This is a genomic window from Sulfuriferula sp. GW1, assembly GCF_047300855.1.
Lineage (GTDB): Bacteria > Pseudomonadota > Gammaproteobacteria > Burkholderiales > Sulfuriferulaceae > Sulfuriferula.
Map to the genome: position 1 here is coordinate 1502699 of NZ_CP170197.1, position 21902 is coordinate 1524600.

A 21902-nucleotide genomic window follows, 5' to 3' on the forward strand; every position below is an offset into this window, starting at 1 on the left:
AGTGTGGTGTGCGTATGCCCAAACACAAGGCCATGGCAGTGGGTGGCTCAACATCCACATCAGTTCGATTTCGGGTCTGGCAACTGAACCCACGTCCTCATAACGATTTCTGCAGAGAATAATCCGATTATTCTCCGCGTATAATGCGGTGAATAACTTGCCTTTGCGGATAATGAGTCCCATAATCTCCGCATGAATAGCGGCGATTACACTTACATCTGGCAGGCCAGCGATTGGCCGAGCTGGCATTACGACCTGGCTTCACTGGCTGGGCCATTGGCCAACGTCAGTCGTGCCCAGGGTCTGCTGCTCGGCCGTTTGGCCGATGTCGGCATGGCCTTGCGGGATCAGGCCAGTCTGGCGGCGTTGACGGAAGACGTGATCAAGACCAGCGAAATCGAAGGCGAGCGACTGGATGCCGGGTCCGTTCGTTCTTCTATTGCCCGCCGTCTTGGTGTCGACATCGGCGCACTTGCACCAGTGGATCGCCACGTTGAAGGCGTGGTCGAAATGGTGCTGGACGCGACCGCACGTTGTGATGCCGCGCTGACCATGGATCGGCTGTTCGGCTGGCATGCCGCCTTGTTCCCTACCGGCTACAGCGGGCTGGCCCAAATCCACGTTGGTGCATTTCGAGATGATGCCAGTGGCCCCATGCAGGTCGTGTCCGGCCCGATCGGCCGCCAGCGGGTTCATTTCGAGGCACCACCGGCCGATCGGCTGGATGCGGAGATGGCGCGCTTTGTCGAGTGGGTCAATGCCAGCACGCCTGACCATCCCATTCTGAAAGCGGGTCTTGGCCACCTGTGGTTTGTCACGCTACATCCGTTCGACGATGGCAATGGCCGTATCGCCCGAGCTATCGGCGATCTGTTGCTGGCGCGTGCCGATGGTAGTCCGCAGCGCTTTTATAGCCTGTCGGCACAGATCCAGCGGGAGCGCCGTGATTACTACGATATCCTGGAGCGCACACAAAAGGGTTCGCTGGATGTGACGCCGTGGCTCAAGTGGTTTCTGGAAAATCTGGCGACGGCAGTCAATACTGCGCAGCACACACTGGATGCCGTGCTTGCCAAGACACGCTTCTGGCAGCGCTGGGCCACCACGCCGTTGAACGAGCGGCAAGTGAAACTGATCAATTGCTTGCTGGATGGCTTTGAGGGCAAGCTGAACAGCAGCAAGTGGGCGTCCATTGCCAAGTGCTCGCCGGATACTGCCCTGCGCGACATCAATGAGCTGCTGGCCCTTGGTGTGCTGCGCAAGTCTGCGGCAGGCGGGCGCAGTACCAGCTATGAACTGAATGAATAATTTTCCGAGTGGACAATGTGGCCAGGTGCCTGGTCCACAGGTTTTCACAGAACCCCCCGTGAACACGCGGGAACTGACGCGAGCAGGCAAGAAAAAACTCCAACCAGGAAACGGTTGGGGTTTTGTTATTGGTGGCGGACGGTTGACCATGCGCTGACTGGCCTCCCGAGCTTATGAGCACTGGTGCGGGCAGCTGCGGGTTGGTGGGTGCTCGTCACCGGGAGAGCAGTTCAACGTAGGCTTGGTAGCTGTAGTTGCGGTTCTTCTTCTGCCCGGTTATCTCCGTCACGATGCCCAGGTCCTCCAGCACCTTCACGGCAGCCGTCGCGGTGGGGAAGCTGGTATCCAATTGCTGGCGAACGCGTTCGATGGTCAAGCGCGGCATCATCGGTAGCATCTCGAACAGCCGGTAGCTTGCCGGGCCTGCCCTGGATGACTGCAATAAGCGTCTGCGGTCCCCGGCAACAAGGCTGGCAACTTCAATGATGTTCTTCTCCGCATCACCAGCGGCGCTTGCCACCCCCTCCAGAAAGAATGTCACCCAGGACTCCCAATCGCCGTCCGTACGGATGGCCGACAAGCGACGGTAGTACTCGGCCTGATGCTGCTTCAGGTAGCCGCTGAGGTATATCAACGGCTCTGACAGCAATCCCCAATGTTCGAACAGAGCCGCGATCAGCAGGCGGCCGATACGTCCGTTGCCGTCAAGGAAGGGATGGATGGTTTCAAATTGCGCGTGGATGAGCGCCACCTTGATCATGGGCGGCAAATCCGTCGCGGTGTCGTGAATGAACCGCTCCATGTCGGCCAGCAATTCGGATACGCGCTCGGGCGGTGGTGGCACAAAAACGGCATTGCCGGGCCGTGTGCCACCGATCCAGTTTTGCGATCGGCGCAGTTCCCCAGGCTGTTTGCCAGCGCCTCGAGCACCGTCAAGCAGCAGCCGATGGGCGTCGCTAAGCAACCGCACACTGATGGGCAGTCCTTTTGGGTCACGCAATTGTTCTTGAACCCAGCGGAAAGCACGGAGGTAGTTCGTTACCTCTTCCACATCGTCGGTGTTGCTCACCTTGAAGCCCGCTTCTTCATCGAACAAGTCGGTCAGCGTGGCCTGCGTGCCCTCAATCTGCGAGGTGAGCAGGGCTTCCTTGCGGATGGCGCTGTACAACAGCCAGTCCACCGACGGAACCAACCCGGACACGCCCGCCAGACGCGCGAGCGCAAGTTCTGCCTGACGATTGAGGTTAGCAAAAAAGGTAGGGGCCAGGACCGGGTCAGCCGGTGGCAACGGATGAGGCACGAACGCCCGTACCGACTCGCCTAGAGTCGTCGAAATCGCGTAAGTACCGGTGGAACGAGTCATTTAAAGTGCTCTTTGATAAAGCATCGCAATATTAAAGCATTCTTTAATATGATAGACAACAATTAAAGAAGTCTTTCATTTGTCCAGATTGCATCACTTCACGCGCCGCAGGCGCTTAACCACATCAGCCACCGGCTTGACCTTGAATCGCCCGGGTTTCGTGGAGGCTGTTTGGTTTAAGTTAAGACCCCGCAATTGATCTTTTCGCGAAGTTGCTCCAACAGGCGGTTGTGATTGAACCAGGCATCCATTCCAGCGTTGCCAGTTTCACAGATTGAACGGAACGCGCGGTCGTCCGGTGGCTCAGGCAGATGGTTCGGCGACCGCTTCATTTTCGGCAGCGGGGTCGGTGAGCCGCCGAATCGTCAGAGAACAGCGTTGTTCAATCAAGACATTGATTCGCTCAACCACGGCATTACCAGCAAAGCTTTGCCCATGTTCAGATTGGAGCTTGCGCGCCGTGGCTGGCAGTGACTTTGCCAACTCCAGAATTCGCCTCTTGGCCTGCGCCTTGGTAAGCCCAACGCTTTCTGCAAACTGACCCCAGTGCTGTGCCTGGACTTCGCTGAACTTGTACTTGCTGCCGATTTTCATCGCCATTTTCGTTGTCAGTGTTGGATACACCGCTGTCGAGAGCGTGTCGTAGAACGGTGCCAGGGCGGGAGTCTTTCCTGAATGCAGCAGTGAGAAATTCTTGGCGTGCGCATCATGATTGCCGATCAGCGCATTGAAGATTACGTAGTCGAGCAGACGCAGGATATGCGGCGCACTGGGGCGCGTCGCACGGCGCACCAGATCAAAGCATTGGGCCAGATCGGGGCCGCCTTCGTTTTGGTATTTCATTTCAGGCACCACGCCAAGCGCCTGGCAGAAATCCTCTTGATGAAGGCGTTGCCGATGCCCTGGAGCATCCACGACCCGGTCGTAGCGCTCAACCAGCAGGAATGGGCGATCCAAGACGACGTGAACTTTTGACTTTGCCGGCTTGAGTTGCATGGCCTCAGCCAGTGCCATGCAAAATCCTTCGTTGATCACACTGTTTTCAACAGCGTGAATGGCGGGCTTCAAGATGTGGGAACTGGGCGTGCCGTTCAGGGGCAGACCAATGCGGGCACCATCGAAAACCACCGGTAGTTTGTCCTGGGCACCCGCCAAGGAAAGCCGCAAACCGTCTTTGCCGGCCAGCATGGGGCGACGCGGCAATTCATCCAGGACGGCAACGACTTCCTCGTCGCTCAGCCATTGAATGTCATCGTTGTGTGTGGATACAGGCAAAGCCTGCCCCGGCTCAAGGAAGGTCACGGCCCCGGCGCATTCGCCACCGATGTGGTCCAGCAGTGCAAAGTCGTTCTGGCCCGAAACCTGGAACTGTTGCGCAATCAGGCGGCGCATCTGCCCCTCTGGCAGCAGACCGGCAAAGAAGGGGCGAGTTTTGCGATCGTCGAACGGCTCTGCTTGCAAAGGCAGCGAGGCGGACAAGGCAATGGCGTCTGGACGCGATAGCCAGCCGGGTGCGTAGCAAAAGTTCAGGCGTCCGTCGACCAACGCCAGGGTGCCGACATGATCGGCAAAAAGCCAGACTACCAGTTCATACGCCATGGTTGCCACCTTCACGTTGATCGTCTGCCGCAATGGATGGCAATCCGCTCAACTGGATCTCTCCACCCAGGGCATCAATGACCCGCAGCACGTTTTCCAGTCGCAAGGTGGGCTTGCCCGCTTCAAGGTCGACGATGAAGCGCACACCAACCCCCGCCGCGAGGGCCAACTGGGGCTGTGTCAGCCCGAGATGCTTGCGAGCGGCACGAAGTGCATCGCCGAGTTGTTGAGGTGATCGTATGGATGTCATGGAATTGTTGAGGTTATCGTATGGATGTCGTGGTTTCGTAGTTTCCCGTTCGGGAAATTATCAACCACAACCGGACTAGGCGCAAGCTGTATTTCCCGATCGGTAACGTTTTTCCATGTAAGGGCGCGACTACTAAAATATTTCCTGATCGGGAAATATTAAGCAGGGTGCGTGAATTACCTGGTCAACCCGCAACCGGTACAAACGTGTCTATTTGATCATTATTCAACGGGCGCCAGAGGCGTCGGCAGGGGTGAAACGCGGGTTTGGCGGTGTGGCGCGCGCGAGGCCAGGCCCACAGACCGCGCCAACACTGGAGGAACAGGCGAAAAAAAAACCAACCGAGAACGGTTGGTTTTTTTAATATTGGTGGTGGGGCGCAATCCCGCACCAAACCGCGCCAGTTCAGGTCATTATGACCGCTGCGAACTGCTGCGAACTGCTGCGGAAAGAAGCGAAACCTACCCGTTACTTCCGTGAATGGTAGCAAACCCTGCTGCCACTGACCTCATCCTGTGCCCGGCGATCAACGGCGAATTCGATTCCCATTTACGGAATTGAACCCGCGTCCGCATCGACTCACCAGAACTTCGATCAGGCTGTGAGAAACCGCTCCCGAAACGCTCGTCGGCCTTGGTCGTAAGGCACAGGGTTGATGGATCCCGTTGGGGCTGTTGCGCAACTTCCTACATTGCTTCCATCAATCTACCCCCAGTACTTCAATTGTTTTCGGATCAAAGCGCCATGGATGGCTGATGCATCATCCTTTTCAAGAAATCTTCTTGCGAAATGCGAGGCAATGTCTCACGGTGTGCAGCCGTGAAATGACGCAACCCACCCCACAACGCGGCGTCACCGATCATGAAAAACCTATGCTGCGCGCGCGTAAGTGCGACGTTTAGCAAGTTCGGCTTTGCCGCAGCCCAAGCGGCAGCCCCTTGTGTTCGTTCATCGCAACCAAGCACCATCCAAACGATGCTCTCTTCTTTACCCTGAAATGTATGAACCGTACCAATCCGCGCTTTCGTCCATTCCTGCAGCGCGTGTTTTTTAGGTAAGACTTCACCCGCTGATATCAGGTGTGTCCAGTTCTCAGGTTTGGAGATTCGACTGATCAACTCATCCTTGATTCGCTTGAAAGGAGAGATGATGTAGATAGGCGGCAATGCCCCGGTCCGCTGGTAAAGTGCGGCCAGAGCTTTATGAACAAGGTCAATTTGCGCCTGCACGGCTTGCTTGCTATGAGTAGCTCCCGGTGAATGAACCCAGGCACTGGATCCCAAATCGAAACTATCTGCCGGCGGGTGGCGTTTTTTGGGATCATTGGGGTCAAAGAAGATCATCTTCCCCTGATAGGCGATTTCGTTGGCGATGGAAAACATAGGCTCCACACAGCGCCGATGTACCCTCAATGGGCTACCTATCCATTGTTTGCCCTCACCAGAACCGATCCAAGCACCCAGGGGATTGGCGGCATCTGCCAGATTCTGTACCGAGACATGATGAGGCGCGACGTCCATATCAGACGGTAACGCTGAAGATGCGGACAGCGCTTCGATCAACTTTATAGGCACCGTAAAAACGGGTTCAATCTGTAAGGGATCACCAACCACAACGGCACGCTTGGCTCTCCACAAGGCGCCAACAGCAGCCTGGGGCACAGCCTGACCAGCCTCATCGATAAATAGCCAGCCAAGAGCATTGGGACCCAGGTCGCGGAATTGGCTCGCAAAGGAAGCGAAGGTAGTTGAAACCACCGGCACCACCATGAACAAGCTTTGCCAGATTGTCAGCGCATGTGGTGCCTCTTGCGGACGCTTGCCAGACAACAATTGGCAGAGGGCTACGATGTTGCCACCGAATCGGCCGCCTTTTTTGAGGACCTCCGCAAGCCAAGACTCCTGGAGCTGAAGCGCAGCCACAAAAAGTTCGGACCGCTTCTCGTTAAGCGTTTCGTGTCGCCAAATCCCATCAATTTGCCAACGCTCTTGTTCAAGATGGTTCAAATCCGTCGGACAGGCAGCTTGCGGGAAATCCTTGAAAAACTGATTGAGGATATTCTGTTTGGCTGTCCAGTCTGCTCTTCGACTTTCCAATTCCTTAGTTGCTAGGCTAACTGCTGCAGTTGAGCGCTCTTCTGATTTTTGTTTGGCTCGTCGAGGCTCATCAATTTCATACTTCCGTCGCAACCACACCCCTTGGTCGCGACGATTAGCTTCCAACTTGCCCCCGTATTCCTTGTAGGCGGGATTTTTCATTAAACGCGCCCACCATCCCGGGCGCTCCTTCTCAAGGAGCTGCTCCTCGGAACTGAGTAACTCTAGCTGGGTATTGCAAAGCTTCCACTCTTCGTCAGCTGCCTTGAAATCAATTTGGGCAGCTTCCCGAGCCTGCTGCGCAGCCTGTAAGTTTTTAGCTGCGGCCAGCGTATAAGAGGCAAGGGTGTGCCCCCGCAAGTCTTCTTGCAACTTAGCAAAACGCCCCATATTTTCAATTAATACCTTGACAGCATTGTCAGCATTCAAAAATGCCAGTCGTGCCCCGTTGTAATCGAGGCCCTTGTACCCATCGCGCCAGGTCCATAGCGAATGATGTTGCTTTGGATCGAACCCCCTTGGTGCTTTCTCCGACGGCTTTGCACCAGCAAAGCTGATTCGATCGACAAATGCCGTTCGATTCGACTTTTTCCCCAGTGCGCAAGAAATCAGTCCCCAAGGCTCGTCGTCGATGGCAAGTTTGTCATATTCGCCCTTGCTATTTCGAGCAGCAATGTTGTGGGCTATTTGTTGAAGGTAGTTTGCCTTCGCTTTGCCATGCTCGTCTCGCCACGCTTTCTCGCCTGACAGGGCCGGTTTGCCCAGAGATTTCGACTTTGGGATATCCCGCGATATATTTTCAACAGCTGCATTGTTGGACGAGGCCACAACCATTTCAAAGCCGGTGAGGTCATCCCGTAATTGAGCGACTACGCATGGCTTATCGCCCCCAGCGAACTTGACCTTGACTGCATCTGGCAAAAAAGCGTCCCCAGACAACTTGTATTTTGCCAATGCCCTAGCGCGCCGTACGATGTTCTCAGCAAAGATGTCACGCAATAGTGTTGTTTTGCCTGTGCCAGGCGGCCCGTTGACTGAAAATACACCCGACGTTTTTAAGTTTTCAAAGGCGCTATTAATGGCGAACTGTTGCATCAAGCTCATTGCATGATTCGGTCGATCAAGCCAGTGACCGGCAATGAGGCGGTCAGGCCGCAACTCATGCGCAATTTTTTGTCTCCCTGCCGATTGGTAGAGATCAACACGATCAGAATCGGCTGCCGGAGTCAGATAAGCCTCAAGTGCAGGGCAGGCCTCCCCACGTTGTAAAGACTCAATAGCACGGGCAATGTCCTGGGCATAGAAACTATTCAGAATATCAATTTCACTGTCTTCTATCGCAGCTTCATCATCCTCATCTTCTGTCGCAACTGCACTGTCCTTTGGCGATTTATTCATCGCCTTCTCGGTTATTTCCTTCTTTTTGTCCTCGGCACTTTTTGCGCGGATAACAAGTACCGGAGAATTAGAGCGACTCGATTCTGGCAAATAGCTTGCCCAGCCATAGAAAATCTTGAGAAGCTCAGACAGATCTGCACCGGTCAATGGCAGCGAGACGGGCGACTGCGCACCATCGCCGGTTTGGCTTTGAGTGGAATGGTCAGACGACACTTTAGAGATTCGACAAGTCCGGAAATTATTCAAAGACTCTTTGAGCGTCTTGATGTCTGCTTGAAATACGTCGAAATCTAACCCCGAAAGCCCATTTTTTTGTATGCACCCAAGGGCCCAAGGCGCTGTAGAGACGGACACCTCGTCGAGATGTGGCTCCCCCTGAGCACTCACCTTAACGCGTGCGAAGCAAGTCAAACCTTCAAGTTCACCACGCTGTTCCTGCTCGAACTCTTCTTCAGGCGTCAGAGTTTCACGGACCACACGTCGTGTGACTTCAGTTAGTTCAACCTTGTCAAAAACTCCAAAAAAAACCTCGAAGCCAGTCAATTTTCTTCCTACTGGTGGAGTAACCAACCAAAAGGCTTTGACATCAACCGCATCCAATTGATCCTTGGAAAACGTCCGCACACTCGTTTCAGCATCTTTGGCCTCCAAGACTTGTCGCTGCAGGTCGAATGGAATGAAGAATTCGATCTTGTGCCAAAACCTCAGAATATTGGTGCAACGAGAAAATGATGTGCTGCTCATCTTAGATTTTGATTTCATTGTTGACACTTTAAAGACGTGGATGCGTTATTCATGTTCAATCCATCGCCCTGAAAGGTCGGATTTTGATTTCGCTGACGTCGAGACGCGATGTCTATCAGATGAAATGCCGAATAGGCCAAACACCACAGGCTCGCCAATCCGGCGTAAGAAAGATAAATAGCGCAATCACCAGGTACCGCGTAGAAGTTGGCCTCAGTCTCGCTCGAAGCGATCGACCATTTACCCCTTCCAAAAATCTCGGACGCCAGCGCATCAGCCTTCTCTGGAGCTATGTTGAAAGGCGCACGTTTGGCTAGTTTGAATAAAGCTTCAGTTGCCGACTTTGTCGTGATTTGCACTCTTGGTATCTCCCTGTTTTTTGGTATCCGTTTGATCGAGCGAAGTGCCATGGGTAGCAACTGGGTCGAGGCGCTGGCGGGAAGAAGAACACTCGAAAAATTCTGCGCCCAGCAACTCGTAAAGCTTGTCCAATTCTGCTCTGCTTTTTTCGTCCTTAAGCTCACGATCAGCCCCAAAGAGATCTGGGTAAAGACTCGGGGCGTCGACGGACACCGTAAATTTGTGAGCTGCCCCGTCCGACATTTCCGTTGTGCTCACAGATTGCACGGTGAAATAGCGCAACATGTTGTGAAGCGGAGAATCTGCGGTCTTGAATTTACCGTTCTTGAACGGTCCACCGCTCGCGCCGGCTCGTTGGATGAAGCTGGTCATCATTCCAGCGACACGAGAGATCGATTGAATATCACCAAGAGCATTGCCGGGATTGAAGTTCCCCGGCTTCCCTGCGAATTTCATCACCAGCTGGGCGTCCTCGCACCCATACACGCATGCGATCGGCACCAGCACCACCGGGTGACTCGTACTGATCCCCAGCTCTTGTGCTTTGGTGCAAAGCACTTTAGCAATCTTGAGGCGTTTCCCTGCGGCAGTTTTGTTGTGCAGGCCTTGGTCGTTCGCGAACTGAAGGAACGCTAGATACTCTGACGTCGACTGCTCAGGGTGGGCTCCGAAAAGCTCGGTCGCGTACGCGTCGACGAAGTCCCAAGGCTCAAAGGCACGCGCGTTCTTGAAGAAGGTGCCCATGGCATCCCAGTCGCGTCGTGCCTCGACGATGAACTCCTCGGTAGAAAACTTGCTACGTTGGTCGCTGGCCTTCTCCATCAGGGCTGGGAGGTAGGACACGCTGTTATGTGAAAGGTCGAGATATTGAAGTGCCCGGATTGACTCCTTGTGATGCTCGTCCTTGAAGCTCTTGGTCGTAAGGTAGGTCATGATGTGCCCGATCGCACAAATGTCCAGAAAGTAGACGGTGGGTACTCTCAGCATCCATTGCCGCATAGTGGCAGTGAATGTTTCGACCTGGTCCCGAGGAACACTCACTCGCATCGTGATCTGTGTGAATTGAGGCACAAGCGACTTCTTTGAATCTTCCATATCGATTGATTCCACTGCATTCTCTACTCGCTGAATCGGGGCGGTTTCCTTCGCCTGCCGATGCTAAAAACAAACCGCTTGATTTGCCCGCCAGTAACTCGATGATCTATAACCATATTAAAAGTGGACCTTGCGGACTTCAGCCACTTCAGGATGGCGGGGTCGGAGAGAAAAATGGCCTGGAGAAAGTAAAAACATCCATTTTCAAGTGCCCCGGCCAAACATTGAAGTCCGCAGGAATCCGCGTGAACCCTCGCAAACACGTGGGAGTTCAAGAAAAATGCCCAACTGCATACACAGTTGGGCATAAATATTGGTGGAGGCGGGGGGGATCGAACCCCCGTCCGCAAGCACTCTACAGACAGTTCTACATACTTAGTCCGGTAATTTGGTTTTAACCTGCTTCACGCCCACCGAACAGGCTGGAAGCCAGCGAGTTGCCTTGGTTTTAACCTTGTCCAAAGCAACCCTGAACAAGGCGATCATACTGAGATTACCCTACTGCCAGTTGCCTGGCCCAACTCGTATGCTAGCTGGTGTAGGGTCTGGCGCAATTAAGCGGCCAGAGCGTAAGTTTCGTCGTTTGCAGTTATAAACGATCGGATTGTATTTACGAGGTAGTCCGTCCTCGGTATGCCCTGCTCTGCTTTGCAACCCACGTCGAAGCCAGGTCGCCCCCAGATTACTGCTTTACTACTGTTGGGTAGATGGAGCCATCACAGAAAAGTTCAAGTCCCAACGGGGTGAATTGTACACCAATCAGTAGCCCAGATATTCGAGCAGCGCGGTGGGCGACCGGATGAAGCCGTCTGCGCCCCATTCCAACGGGTTGTCTTGCGGGCCGATGTAGCCGTATTCGGCGATCAGTGCGGGCATGCCGCAGGCATGGGCGGCTTCGACATCGCGTTCGGCGTCACCGATGTAGACGCAGGTGTGGGGCAGCACACCGATCTCGCGGCAGGCGGCCAGCATGGGCTCGGGGTGCGGCTTGGGGTGGGCGCAGGTGTCGCCGCTGATGATGGTGGCGGCGCGGTCATCCAGCCCCATTTGCGCCAGCAGCGGGTCGGTGAAGCGCGCAGGTTTGTTGGTGACGATGCCCCACGGCAGGCCGCGCATTTCCAGCTCGTCGAGGAGTTCCATCATGCCGGGGAACAGGGTGCTGAACAGGTTGAGATTTTGCTCGTAGAGTTCCAGATATTCGGCGCGCAGATCCTGAAATGCCGGATGATCGGGGCTGATGGCAAAGCCGATTTGCAGCAAGCCGACGGTGCCGTGCGAGGCGTAGGGACGGATCAGTTCCAGCGGCATTTCCGGCAAGCCGTGCATCTGGCGCTGCTGGTTGAGCGCATAGCCGAGGTCGGGCGCGGTGTCCACCAGCGTACCGTCGAGGTCGAACAGGACAGCATTAACCATGGCGGCGGCAGGCGATGGTGTAGTTCACGGCGGTATCGTGTTCCAGCTTGTAGACTTTGGTCAGCGGGTTGTAGGTCATGCCGATGAGGTCGTTCACGGCCAGCCCGGCGCTGCGTGCATAGCGCGACAGTTCGGATGGCTTGATGAAGCGGGCGTAATCGTGGGTGCCGCGCGGCAGCAAATTGAGCACGTATTCCGCGCCAATGATGGCGAACAGGTAGCTTTTCGGGTTGCGGTTCAGGGTGGAGAAAAACACCCAACCGCCCGGTTTGACCAGCTCGGCACAGGCACGCACCACGGATTCCGGATTGGGTACGTGTTCGAGCATTTCCATGCAGGTGACCACATCGAAACTGGCCGGGTGTTGCGCCGCCAGCGTCTCTACCGCGATGCATTGATAATCGACACTGGCACCGGACTCGAGCAAATGCAGTTTGGCGACTTTGAGCGATTTTTCCGCCAGATCGATGCCGGTGACGGCGGCGCCGCGTCCGGTCATGCTCTCGGCCAGAATGCCGCCGCCGCAGCCTACGTCGAGAACGGTTTTGCCATCCAGGCTGGTCAGGTGGTCAATATAGTCCAGACGGAGCGGGTTGATTTCATGCAAGGGCTTGAATTCGCTGTTGGGATCCCACCATTTGTGGGCGAGTGCGCTGAATTTGTCGAGTTCCAGTTGGTCGGCGTTGCTCATGTTGTTCTCTTTCAGTGCGTGATCCGTGATTGCCAGACGTTGGCAGTCAACTTAAGTTCCCGTTCGTCCAGGCTGGTGAGCTGGCGGTTGTCGAGGCGCAACTCGCCATTTACCCAGACATGGCTGACCTGCTCGCGCCCAGCGGCATAAACCAGGGCGGAGATCGGATCGAAGCAGGGTTGGGTCTCAATACCTGATAAATCCACCGCTACGATATCAGCCAGTTTGCCGGGTGCGAGCGAGCCGATGCGGTCGTCCAGTCCCAGGGCGCGTGCGCCGTTCAGTGTGGCCATTTGCAGCGCGGTATGAGCGGGCAGGGCAGCGGCATCACCGCTCACGCCTTTGGCGAGCAGGGCGGCCAGACGCATCTCGCTGAATAGATCGAGTTTGTTGTTGCTGGCCGCGCCGTCGGTACCGATACCGATGTTGACGCCATGCCCGGCCAGCGTCGCGATCGGCGCAAATCCGCTGGCGAGCTTGAGGTTGGAAGCCGGGCAATGCGCCACGTGGCAGCCTTGTTCCGCCAGCAGTGCCTGTTCATCCGGCGTCAAATGTACGCCATGCACCGTGATCAGCCCGGGACCGAGCAGGCCGAGATTTTGCAGCCGTGCCAGCGGGCGCAGATTGTGCTGTGCCAGGCTCTGATGGATCTCGTCCTCGGTTTCGTGCAGATGGACGTGCACCGGCAAGTCCAGCTGGCTGGCGAAGGTGGCGATCTTTTCGAAGGTTTTATCGCCCACGGTATACGGCGCGTGCGGAGCGAGGGTAAACGACAGCAAGGACTCATCGCGCAGGCGGTCGCGCAGGGCGAAGCCTTTGTTGAGGTAGTCGTCGGAATCGCCCGCATAAGCGGTGGGGAAGTCGATCACGATCAGCCCGATAGCGGCGCGCATTCCCGCGTCCAGCGCCGCCTCCGCCACCGCTTCCGGGAAAAAGTACATATCGTTGAAACAGGTGGTGCCGCCGCGCAGCATTTCGGCGCAGGCGATGCGCGCGCCGTCGCGCACGAAATCGGGCGACATATGGCGGTTTTCTGCAGGCCAGATGTGGCCTTTCAGCCATTCCATCAGCGGCAGGTCGTCGGAGTAGCCGCGCAACAGCGTCATCGCCGCATGCGTGTGCAGGTTGATCAGGCCCGGGATCAACGCATGGTCGGCGAGCCGGTAGTAGCGCTGCGCCACAAAACGGCGGCGCGCTTCTTCCGTGGGCAGAATGGCGACAATGCGGCCGCCATCCACCGCCACGCTGTGATCGGTGAGGACTGCGTCTGACGGTTCGACCGGGATGACCCAGCGGGCTTCGATAAGAGTTTCGACAGGATGAGCGGGGGTTTCGGGCATGATTCAGTAATTGGGCGGGTTGGCCGCACTATAAAGGCAGGTCTGCCGCCTGACAAGGATGGCGAGCGCCAATTTTGCCGGGTGCGCTGCGCATGCTAGAATCGCGGGGTTTCCTTTCTCCTATAAAAACCAGACCGATCAATGGAATCTTTCGCTAAAGAAACGCTTCCCGTCAGCCTCGAAGAGGAAATGCGCCGCTCCTATCTTGATTACGCAATGAGCGTGATTGTGGGGCGTGCCCTGCCCGATGTGCGTGACGGCCTGAAACCGGTACACCGCCGCGTGCTGTTTGCCATGCACGAGTTGTCCAACGACTGGAACAAGGCCTACAAGAAGTCGGCGCGTATCGTCGGCGACGTCATCGGTAAATACCACCCGCACGGCGATACCGCTGTGTACGACACCATCGTGCGCATGGCGCAGGACTTTTCCCTGCGTTATCCGCTGGTCGACGGCCAGGGCAACTTCGGCTCGGTGGACGGCGATAACGCGGCGGCCATGCGTTACACCGAAATCCGCATGTCCAGGATCGCCCATGAACTGCTCGCCGATCTCGACAAGGAAACGGTCAATTTCGGCCCGAACTATGACGGTTCCGAACACGAGCCGCTGATTCTGCCGGCCAAGATACCCAATCTGCTGATCAACGGTTCGTCCGGTATCGCAGTAGGCATGGCGACCAACATCCCGCCGCACAATCTGACCGATGTGTGCGATGCCTGCCTCACCTTGCTGGAGAATCCGGAAACCGATATCGAAGCACTGATCGATATCATCAAGGCGCCTGATTTCCCAACTGCCGGCATCATTTACGGACTGGTTGGCGTGCGCGAAGGCTACCGCACCGGACGCGGCCGCGTGGTGATCCGCGCGCGCACCCATTTCGAAGATCTGGACAAGGGCGCCAATCGCCACTCCATCATCATCGACGAGCTGCCCTATCAGGTGAATAAGGCCAACCTGCTGATCAAGATCGGCGAGTTGGTGCGCGAAAAGAAGATGGAGGGCATCTCCGATCTGCGCGACGAGTCGGACAAATCCGGCATGCGCGTGGTGATCGAGCTGAAGCGCGGCGAAGTGCCCGAAGTGGTGTTGAACAATCTGTACAAGCACACGCAGATGCAGGACAGTTTCGGCATGAACATGGTGGCGCTGGTGGACAACCAGCCGCGCCTGTTGAACCTGAAGCAGATGCTGGTGGCCTTTCTGCGCCATCGCCGCGAGGTGGTTACACGGCGTACCGTATTCGAGCTGAAAAAAGCACGCGAACGCGGCCATATCCTGGAAGGTCTGGCGGTAGCACTTTCCAATGTGGACGAGATCATTGCCTTGATCAAGGCTGCGCCTACGCCGGCGGTCGCCAAGGAAGGCCTGATGGGCAAAACCTGGCGTTCGCAGCTGGTCGAGGAAATGCTGTCGCGCGCAGTGGCCGACGCCAATGCCTTCCGCCCCGAGGGGCTGGCGATCGAGTTCGGTTTCTCGAAAGACGGCTACCGGCTGTCCGACGCGCAAGCGCAAGCAATTCTCGAATTGCGCCTGCAACGCCTGACCGGGCTGGAGCAGGACAAGATACTCACCGAATACAAAGAGGTGGTTACCAAAATCGCCGACCTGCTCGATATTCTCGCCCGACCCGAGCGCATTACCGCCATCATCGTCGAGGAAATCGGTCTGGTGAAGCAGCAGTTCGGCGACAAGCGTCGCTCCGAGATCGTTGTCTACGCGCAGGACTTGAGCGTGGAAGACCTGATCACGCCGCAAGACATGGTGGTCACGCTGTCGCACGGCGGCTATATGAAATCGCAGCCGCTGGATGACTACAGTGCACAAAAACGCGGCGGGCGCGGCAAGCAGGCTGCGCCGACCAAGGAAGACGATTTCATCGAGCGCCTGTTCATTGCCAACAGCCATGACTACATTCTGTGCTTCTCCGATTTTGGCAAGGTGTATTGGGTCAAGGTTTACGAAGTGCCGCAGGGCAGCCGCATCTCGCGCGGCAAGCCTATCGTCAATCTGTTGTCGCTGTCGGAAGGCGAGAACATCAATGCCATCCTGCCGGTACGGGAATTCACGGATAACCGCTTTGTATTCATGGCCACTGCCCGCGGCGTCGTCAAGAAGACCGCGCTGTCCGATTTCTCCAATCCGCGTCGCGCCGGCATCATCGCGGTAGGGCTGGACGAGGGTGATTACCTGGTTGGCGTTGCCCTCACTGAAGGCAATCATGATGTCATGCTGTTCTCGGATGGCGGCAAGGCGGTGCGCTTTGACGAGAACGATGTGCGCGTGATGGGGCGCGGCGCACGCGGGGTGCGCGGAATGAAACTTGCGCCAGGGCAGAAGGTCATTTCCTTGCTGGTAGCCGAAAACGAGCAGCAGTCGGTACTGACCGCTACCGAAAACGGTTATGGCAAACGCACCAATATTGCGGAATACACCCGTCATGGCCGCGGTACGCAAGGCATGATCGCGATCCAGACGACGCCACGCAACGGCCGTATGGTTGCTGCCACGCTGGTCGAACCGGACGATGAAATCATGCTGATTACCGACGGGGGCGTGCTGATCCGTACCCGCGTCAATGAAATGCGTGAGATGGGGCGCGCGACTCAGGGCGTTACATTGATCAATCTCGACGACAAGCAAAAGCTTATTGGTGTGCAGCGTGTACTGGAACGCGAAGAAGAGGAAGCAGAGTAATTAATCTTAAAAATTAACAACAAATTTTAAGGTATTGATAATGAACCATATTTATAACTTCAGCGCGGGTCCTGCCGTGTTGCCGAAAGCGGTACTTGAACAAGCCCGGGACGAATTGGTGGATTGGCACGGCAGCGGTATGTCGGTGATGGAAATGAGCCATCGCGGCAAGGAATTCATGGGCATTGCCGCCCAGATGGAAGCCGACTTGCGCGAGTTGATGGGCATTCCGGCCAACTACAAGGTGCTGTTCCTGCAGGGTGGCGCGTCTTCGCAATTCGCCATGGTGCCGATGAACCTGCTGCGTGGTAAAGCCGCGATGGATTATCTCAACACCGGCGAATGGTCGAAAAAAGCCATCAAGGAAGCCAAGCGTTACGGTTCTGTCAATGTGGTGGCGAGCAGCGAAGACAAGAACTTCAACTACGCGCCTGCACAGGATGCGTGGAAGCTCGATCCGAATGCGGCCTTTGTGCATTACACGCCGAATGAAACCATTGGCGGCGTGGAAATTTTCTGGACACCGAAAACCGGCAATGTGCCGCTGGTGGCGGATATGTCGTCCACCATATTGTCGCGCCCCATCGATGTGAGCCAATTTGGCCTGATTTACGCGGGTGCGCAGAAAAACATCGGACCGGCCGGATTGACCATCGTCATTGTGCGCGACGACCTGATCGGTCAGACCGTGGCGGGAACGCCGACCATGTTCGACTACAAGACGCATGTCGACAACGACTCCATGTACAACACGCCGCCGACTTACGCGATGTATATCGCCGGGCTGGTGTTCCAGCTGCTGAAGCGTGAAGGCGGCCTGGCCGAGATGGAAAAACGCAATATTGCCAAAGCCGATTTGCTCTACGGTTATCTGGATGCGACCGATTTCTACGCCAGCCCGGTGGCGCGCGACAACCGTTCGCGCATGAATATTCCATTCACGCTGAAAGACGCCGCACTGGACGAGGCCTTTCTCAAGGGCGCCAAAGAGCATGGGCTGCTGCAATTAAAAGGTCATCGCTCGGTGGGCGGCATGCGCGCCTCCATTTACAACGCCATGCCGATCGAAGGCGTGGCTGCACTGGTCAACTACATGAAGGCTTTCGAACAGAAAAATGGCTAAAGCTTTTCAAGTCCAGATACTGAACGCCATTTCCAAACAGGGACTTGCACGCCTGCCCGCAAGCTATATTGTGGGCAGCGATGTGGTGCAACCCGATGCGATTCTGGTGCGCTCCGCCAATATGCACGAGATGGAGATCCCTGCTTCGGTGCTGGCGATTGGCCGTGCGGGTGCAGGTACCAATAACATCCCGGTCAAAAAAATGTCCGAGCGCGGCGTGCCGGTATTCAATGCGCCGGGTGCAAATGCGAATGCGGTCAAGGAGCTGGTCATCGCGGGCATGCTGATGGGTGCGCGCAATCTGATTCCGGCAATCCGGTTTGTGGAAACGCTCAGCGGCAGCGACGAAGAAATGCACAAGGCGACCGAGGCGGGCAAGAAAGCTTTTGCCGGAACCGAGTTGCCGGGCCGCACCCTCGGCGTGATCGGACTGGGGGCGATTGGCTCCCTGGTGGCCGATGCCGCCATCAAGCTCGGCATGAAAGTCATCGGTTTTGATCCGGCAATCACCGTTGAAGCTGCCTGGCGTTTGCCTGCCCAGGTCAAAAAAGCCAACAGCGTGGAAGAGGTAGTGAAAGCCGCCGACTTTATTACATTGCATGTTCCGCTGCTGGATGCCACGCGTAACCTGATCAATGCCGAGCGCATCGCCCTGATGCAGCCGGGCACGATACTGCTCAACTTCGCCCGCGAAGGTATTGTGGACAATGGCGCCGCGCTGGCCGGCCTGAAATCCGGACAACTGCGCGCTTACCTCAATGATTTTCCTGCCAATGCATTGCAGAACCAGCCTGGCGTGGTGTGCCTGCCGCACCTGGGCGCCTCGACCGGCGAGGCCGAGGAGAACTGCGCGGTCATGGTGGCTGAACAACTGACCGATTATCTGGAAAACGGCAATATCCTCAACGCCGTCAATTTCCCCAACGTGGACATGCCGCGTGAATCGGCCTACCGCGTGGCCATCGCCAACGCCAATGTACCCAACATGCTGGGCCAGATTTCCACCGCGATGGCGAATGCCGGGCTCAATATCCACACCATGGTCAACAAATCCAGAGGTGAAATGGCTTACACCCTGGTGGACGTGGACAGCAACGTCCCCGATTCGGTTGTAAAAGAATTGTGTGCCATCGCTGGCGTGCTGGCCGTGCGCTATTTGCCTGCAGCGTAACCATGGCTGAAGATTTACAACAATTACGCGCTGCAATCGACGCGCTGGACGTTGAAATTCTCAAGCTCATCAACCAGCGCGCCGCCCACGCCCAAACCATCGGCCGTCTGAAAAACGGCACGGTGTATCGTCCCGAGCGCGAGGCCCAGGTGCTGCGCCGCATCAAGGAACTCAACCCCGGACCGTTGGCGGATGAAACGGCAGCGCGCCTGTTTCGCGAAATCATGTCGGCCTGTCTGGCGCTGGAAAAACCGCTATCGGTTGCATTTCTGGGGCCATTGGGTACGTTCAGCCAGGCTGCCGCACAGAAGCACTTTGGCCATGCTGCCGTCCCCATGCCCTGCGCATCCATAGACGAAGTGTTTCGCGACGTGGCTTCGGGCAATGCGGACTACGGCGTCGTGCCGGTGGAAAATTCCACCGAAGGCGCCATCAACCGTACCCTGGATTTATTGCAGGATACCCCGTTGAAGATCTGTGGCGAAGTGGCGTTACGCATCCATCAGCACCTGCTGCGCAAAGTACCCGGTCTGGACGATGTTGCGGTGCTGTATTCGCACAGCCAATCGCTGGCGCAGTGCCATGAGTGGCTCAACAGCAATCTCGCCAAGGTGCCGTGCGTACCCGTGGCGAGCAATGCCGAGGCGGCGCGTCTGGCAGCAGCCGACCCTGCAGCGCTGGCCATTGCCGGTGATGCTGCAGCCGAACTGTATGATTTACATCGGCTGGTGGAAAACATTGAGGATGAACCCAATAACACCACGCGCTTTCTGGTCATCGGCAAGCATGATGCAACGCCTTCCGGTCAGGACAAGACCTCGCTGCTGATGTCTGCGCACAATCGGCCTGGCGCGGTGGTGGAGCTGTTGCAGCCACTTGCGCGCCACGGCGTATCGATGACCAAATTCGAGTCGCGCCCGGCACGCTCCGGCTTGTGGGAATATGTGTTTTTTATTGACCTCGAAGGTCACCGCGATGAACCGCAAGTTGCTGCCGCACTGGCAGAATTGCAGGATAAAGCCGCGTTTCTGAAAATTCTTGGAGCCTACCCGGTAGGCGTTCTGTAGGTTGTAATAATGAATCTGTGTGATCTTTCCCCGCAATACGTGCGCGCCATTGCGCCGTATCAGCCTGGCAGGCCGATTGCCGAAGTGGCACGTGAACTGGGTCTGGCCGAGCACGATATCGTGAAATTGGCGTCCAACGAAAATCCGCTCGGCCCCAGCCCCAAGGCCCTCGTCGCGATTGAAAACGCGCTGGCCAATATTGCGCTCTACCCGGACGGCAGCGGTTATGATTTGAAGGCCGCGCTTACGCGCAGGTTTGGCGTTCCCGCCGAGCAGATCGTATTGGGTAATGGTTCCAACGATATACTGGAACTGGTGGCAAGAGCATTCCTGGCACCCGGCACCTCGGCGATATTTTCTCGACATGCATTCGCCATCTATGCGCTCGCCACCCAGGCGGCGGGTGCAGAGAGCATAGAAACTGCGGCGCATGATTTCGGCCATGATCTCGATGCCATGCTCGACGCCTTGCGCGCCGACACGCGCGTGGTGTTCATCGCCAACCCCAACAACCCCACAGGCACCTGGCTATCCAATGCGGATTTGCTGGCTTTTCTGCAACGCGTACCGGAAAATGTGATCGTTGTGCTGGACGAAGCCTATGGCGAGTATTTGCCGCAGGACAAACAATCCGATGCACTGGTCTGGCTGCAGCGCTTTCCGAATCTGGTGGTGAGCCGCACCTTCTCCAAAGCCTACGGCCTGGCCGGCTTGCGCGTGGGTTACGCGCTCACCAGCCGCATGGTGGCGGACATGATGAACCGCGTGCGCCAGCCGTTCAATGTCAACAGCCTGGCGCTGGTTGCGGCGGCTGCCGCACTCGACGACAACGATTTCATCGCACGCAGTTACGCGCTGAATCAGCTCGGCATGCGTCAGATGATCCAGGGCTTGTTGCTGATGGGGCTGGACTACATTCCGTCGTTTGGCAATTTCCTCGCCATCCGCATCGGCAATGCCACGGCCATGTATCGACGTTTGCTGGAAAAAGGCGTGATTGTGCGTCCCATCGGCAATTACGCCATGCCCGAATACCTGCGCGTCAGCATTGGTCTGGCCGCAGAGAATACTCAATTTTTGCAGGCGCTGGAAAGCGCTCTTAAGGAGCAAGCATGATCGTCGTAATGAGCCCAGAGGCAACGGAATCCCAGATTGACGGGGTGGTAAAAAAAATCAAGGAGTACGGTTGCGATGCCAATATTTCGCGCGGTGTCGAGCGCACGATTATCGGCGCCATCGGCGACGAACGCAGCATCGATCAGGAACTGATAGACGCGCTGCCCGGCGTGGAGCAATCCATGCATATCGTCAAACCCTACAAGATCGTGGCGCGCGAGTGGCACAAGGAAAATAGCGTCATCGACATCAAGGGTATCAAGCTGGGCGGCAATACCATCCAGGTCATCGGCGGCCCATGTTCGGTGGAAACCCAGCAACAGATGGACGAGTCGGCAAAATTCGTCAAGGCAGCCGGCTGTCGCCTGATGCGCGGCGGCGCTTTCAAGCCGCGCACCAGCCCCTACAGTTTCCAGGGCAAGGGCGTGGAAGGTCTGGAAATGTTCCGCAAGGCCGCCGATGCGCAAGGCCTGCCCATCGTGACCGAACTGATGGACGTGCGCATGCTCGATACGTTTCTGGAATGGGATGTGGACGTGATCCAGATCGGCACGCGCAATATGCAGAATTTCGATTTGCTGAAAGAAGTGGGCCACACCAACAAGCCGGTCATCCTCAAACGCGGGATGTCCGCAACGGTGTCAGAATGGCTGATGGCAGCGGAATACATCGCCGCCGGCGGCAACCATAACATCATCTTCTGCGAGCGCGGCGTGCGCAGTTTCGAGACCTACTATCGCAACATGCTCGATGTGACCGCCATTCCGGTGCTGAAAAAAGAAACTCACCTACCGGTGATCGTTGATCCCTCCCATGCGGGCGGCAAGGCGTGGATGGTGCCTGCACTGTCGCGCGCAGCCATTGCTGCGGGCGCCGATGGCCTGCTGGTGGAAATGCACCCCAAACCCTGCGAAGCCTGGTGCGATGCCGATCAGGCGCTGAACCCCGATGAACTGAAGAGCCTGATGATCGAGTTGAAGGGTATTGCCCAGGTGCTGGGACGGGATATCTAAATGCATTTGCCACGGAGGGCACAGAGAACACCGAGAAAGAATCACAAAGGAAACT

15 protein-coding genes and 1 other RNA gene are annotated in these 21902 nt (G+C 56.5%); 7 read left to right on the top strand and 9 right to left on the bottom strand.

The features are described 5' to 3' along the window. Positions 1-192 precede the first annotated feature (192 nt). Entirely contained in the window at positions 193-1308 is a 1116-nt protein-coding gene (locus tag ACFDAU_RS07405; RefSeq protein ID WP_413439330.1) for a Fic family protein, read from the top strand. 214 nt (positions 1309-1522) lie between these two features. Here the strand turns inward: ACFDAU_RS07405 and ACFDAU_RS07410 are convergent, their stop codons facing one another. The 9 genes from ACFDAU_RS07410 to ACFDAU_RS07450 all read right to left on the bottom strand — a co-directional run bounded on the left by ACFDAU_RS07410 (position 1523) and on the right by ACFDAU_RS07450 (position 13657). Then, the gene (locus tag ACFDAU_RS07410) at positions 1523-2671 is read right to left on the bottom strand and encodes a Fic family protein (RefSeq protein WP_413439331.1); all 1149 of its coding nucleotides are present in this window, start codon (positions 2669-2671) and stop codon (positions 1523-1525) included. A gap of 303 nt (positions 2672-2974) precedes the next feature. Further along, entirely contained in the window at positions 2975-4270 is a 1296-nt protein-coding gene (locus ACFDAU_RS07415) for a type II toxin-antitoxin system HipA family toxin (protein ID WP_413439332.1), read from the bottom strand. Then, on the bottom strand, positions 4260-4520 hold the full coding sequence (locus tag ACFDAU_RS07420; RefSeq protein ID WP_413439333.1) for a helix-turn-helix transcriptional regulator: 261 nt from the start codon (positions 4518-4520) through the stop codon (positions 4260-4262). The genes ACFDAU_RS07415 and ACFDAU_RS07420 overlap by 11 nt, the downstream gene beginning before the upstream one ends. Before the next feature lie 734 nt (positions 4521-5254). After that, entirely contained in the window at positions 5255-8758 is a 3504-nt protein-coding gene (locus tag ACFDAU_RS07425) for a DEAD/DEAH box helicase (RefSeq protein ID WP_413439334.1), read from the bottom strand. A gap of 330 nt (positions 8759-9088) precedes the next feature. Beyond that, positions 9089-10213 (bottom strand): hypothetical protein, encoded by a 1125-nt coding sequence (locus tag ACFDAU_RS07430; protein WP_413439335.1) that lies wholly within the window; start codon positions 10211-10213, stop codon positions 9089-9091. A 314-nt stretch (positions 10214-10527) separates the two neighbouring features. Continuing rightward, positions 10528-10892: a transfer-messenger RNA gene (gene ssrA, locus ACFDAU_RS07435) on the bottom strand. An 80-nt stretch (positions 10893-10972) separates the two neighbouring features. Beyond that, positions 10973-11626: an HAD-IA family hydrolase gene (locus tag ACFDAU_RS07440; RefSeq protein WP_413439336.1), complete on the bottom strand. Its 654-nt coding sequence runs from the start codon at positions 11624-11626 to the stop codon at positions 10973-10975. Continuing rightward, entirely contained in the window at positions 11619-12317 is a 699-nt protein-coding gene (gene ubiG / locus ACFDAU_RS07445; RefSeq protein WP_413439337.1) for a bifunctional 2-polyprenyl-6-hydroxyphenol methylase/3-demethylubiquinol 3-O-methyltransferase UbiG, read from the bottom strand. The genes ACFDAU_RS07440 and ubiG overlap by 8 nt, the downstream gene beginning before the upstream one ends. A gap of 11 nt (positions 12318-12328) precedes the next feature. Next, the gene (locus ACFDAU_RS07450) at positions 12329-13657 is read right to left on the bottom strand and encodes a TRZ/ATZ family hydrolase (protein WP_413439338.1); all 1329 of its coding nucleotides are present in this window, start codon (positions 13655-13657) and stop codon (positions 12329-12331) included. Positions 13658-13798: 141 nt separating this feature from the next. Between ACFDAU_RS07450 and gyrA the strand changes: the two genes are divergently transcribed. From gyrA to aroF, 6 genes are read left to right on the top strand one after another with little or no spacing between them, the layout of a single operon-like run. Then, entirely contained in the window at positions 13799-16357 is a 2559-nt protein-coding gene (gene gyrA / locus ACFDAU_RS07455) for a DNA gyrase subunit A (RefSeq protein WP_413439339.1), read from the top strand. 40 nt (positions 16358-16397) lie between these two features. Continuing rightward, positions 16398-17480 (top strand): 3-phosphoserine/phosphohydroxythreonine transaminase, encoded by a 1083-nt coding sequence (gene serC, locus ACFDAU_RS07460; protein ID WP_413439340.1) that lies wholly within the window; start codon positions 16398-16400, stop codon positions 17478-17480. Further along, positions 17473-18651: a phosphoglycerate dehydrogenase gene (locus ACFDAU_RS07465; protein WP_413439341.1), complete on the top strand. Its 1179-nt coding sequence runs from the start codon at positions 17473-17475 to the stop codon at positions 18649-18651. The genes serC and ACFDAU_RS07465 overlap by 8 nt, the downstream gene beginning before the upstream one ends. A 2-nt stretch (positions 18652-18653) precedes the next feature. Then, complete coding sequence (gene pheA / locus ACFDAU_RS07470; RefSeq protein ID WP_413439342.1) at positions 18654-19718, top strand: prephenate dehydratase; 1065 nt, start codon at positions 18654-18656, stop codon at positions 19716-19718. Positions 19719-19727: 9 nt separating this feature from the next. Beyond that, the gene (gene hisC / locus ACFDAU_RS07475; RefSeq protein WP_413439343.1) at positions 19728-20834 is read left to right on the top strand and encodes a histidinol-phosphate transaminase; all 1107 of its coding nucleotides are present in this window, start codon (positions 19728-19730) and stop codon (positions 20832-20834) included. Further along, positions 20831-21847 (top strand): 3-deoxy-7-phosphoheptulonate synthase, encoded by a 1017-nt coding sequence (gene aroF / locus ACFDAU_RS07480; RefSeq protein ID WP_124703840.1) that lies wholly within the window; start codon positions 20831-20833, stop codon positions 21845-21847. Before hisC ends, aroF begins: the two co-directional genes overlap by 4 nt. The last annotated feature ends 55 nt before the right edge of the window (positions 21848-21902 follow it).

Bases quoted from the DNA above. Each gene is read 5' to 3' on its own strand.
- hisC (WP_413439343.1), top strand. From the start codon at position 19,728: ATGAATCTGTGTGATCTTTCCCCGCAATACGTGCGCGCCATTGCGCCG.
- ACFDAU_RS07420 (WP_413439333.1), bottom strand. From the start codon at position 4,520: ATGACATCCATACGATCACCTCAACAACTCGGCGATGCACTTCGTGCC.
- pheA (WP_413439342.1), top strand. From the start codon at position 18,654: ATGGCTGAAGATTTACAACAATTACGCGCTGCAATCGACGCGCTGGAC.
- ACFDAU_RS07450 (WP_413439338.1), bottom strand. From the start codon at position 13,657: ATGCCCGAAACCCCCGCTCATCCTGTCGAAACTCTTATCGAAGCCCGC.
- aroF (WP_124703840.1), top strand. From the start codon at position 20,831: ATGATCGTCGTAATGAGCCCAGAGGCAACGGAATCCCAGATTGACGGG.
- ACFDAU_RS07430 (WP_413439335.1), bottom strand. From the start codon at position 10,213: ATGGAAGATTCAAAGAAGTCGCTTGTGCCTCAATTCACACAGATCACG.
- gyrA (WP_413439339.1), top strand. From the start codon at position 13,799: ATGGAATCTTTCGCTAAAGAAACGCTTCCCGTCAGCCTCGAAGAGGAA.
- ACFDAU_RS07415 (WP_413439332.1), bottom strand. From the start codon at position 4,270: ATGGCGTATGAACTGGTAGTCTGGCTTTTTGCCGATCATGTCGGCACC.
- ACFDAU_RS07425 (WP_413439334.1), bottom strand. From the start codon at position 8,758: ATGAGCAGCACATCATTTTCTCGTTGCACCAATATTCTGAGGTTTTGG.
- ubiG (WP_413439337.1), bottom strand. From the start codon at position 12,317: ATGAGCAACGCCGACCAACTGGAACTCGACAAATTCAGCGCACTCGCC.
- ACFDAU_RS07410 (WP_413439331.1), bottom strand. From the start codon at position 2,671: ATGACTCGTTCCACCGGTACTTACGCGATTTCGACGACTCTAGGCGAG.
- ACFDAU_RS07465 (WP_413439341.1), top strand. From the start codon at position 17,473: ATGGCTAAAGCTTTTCAAGTCCAGATACTGAACGCCATTTCCAAACAG.
- ACFDAU_RS07405 (WP_413439330.1), top strand. From the start codon at position 193: ATGAATAGCGGCGATTACACTTACATCTGGCAGGCCAGCGATTGGCCG.
- serC (WP_413439340.1), top strand. From the start codon at position 16,398: ATGAACCATATTTATAACTTCAGCGCGGGTCCTGCCGTGTTGCCGAAA.
- ACFDAU_RS07440 (WP_413439336.1), bottom strand. From the start codon at position 11,626: ATGGTTAATGCTGTCCTGTTCGACCTCGACGGTACGCTGGTGGACACC.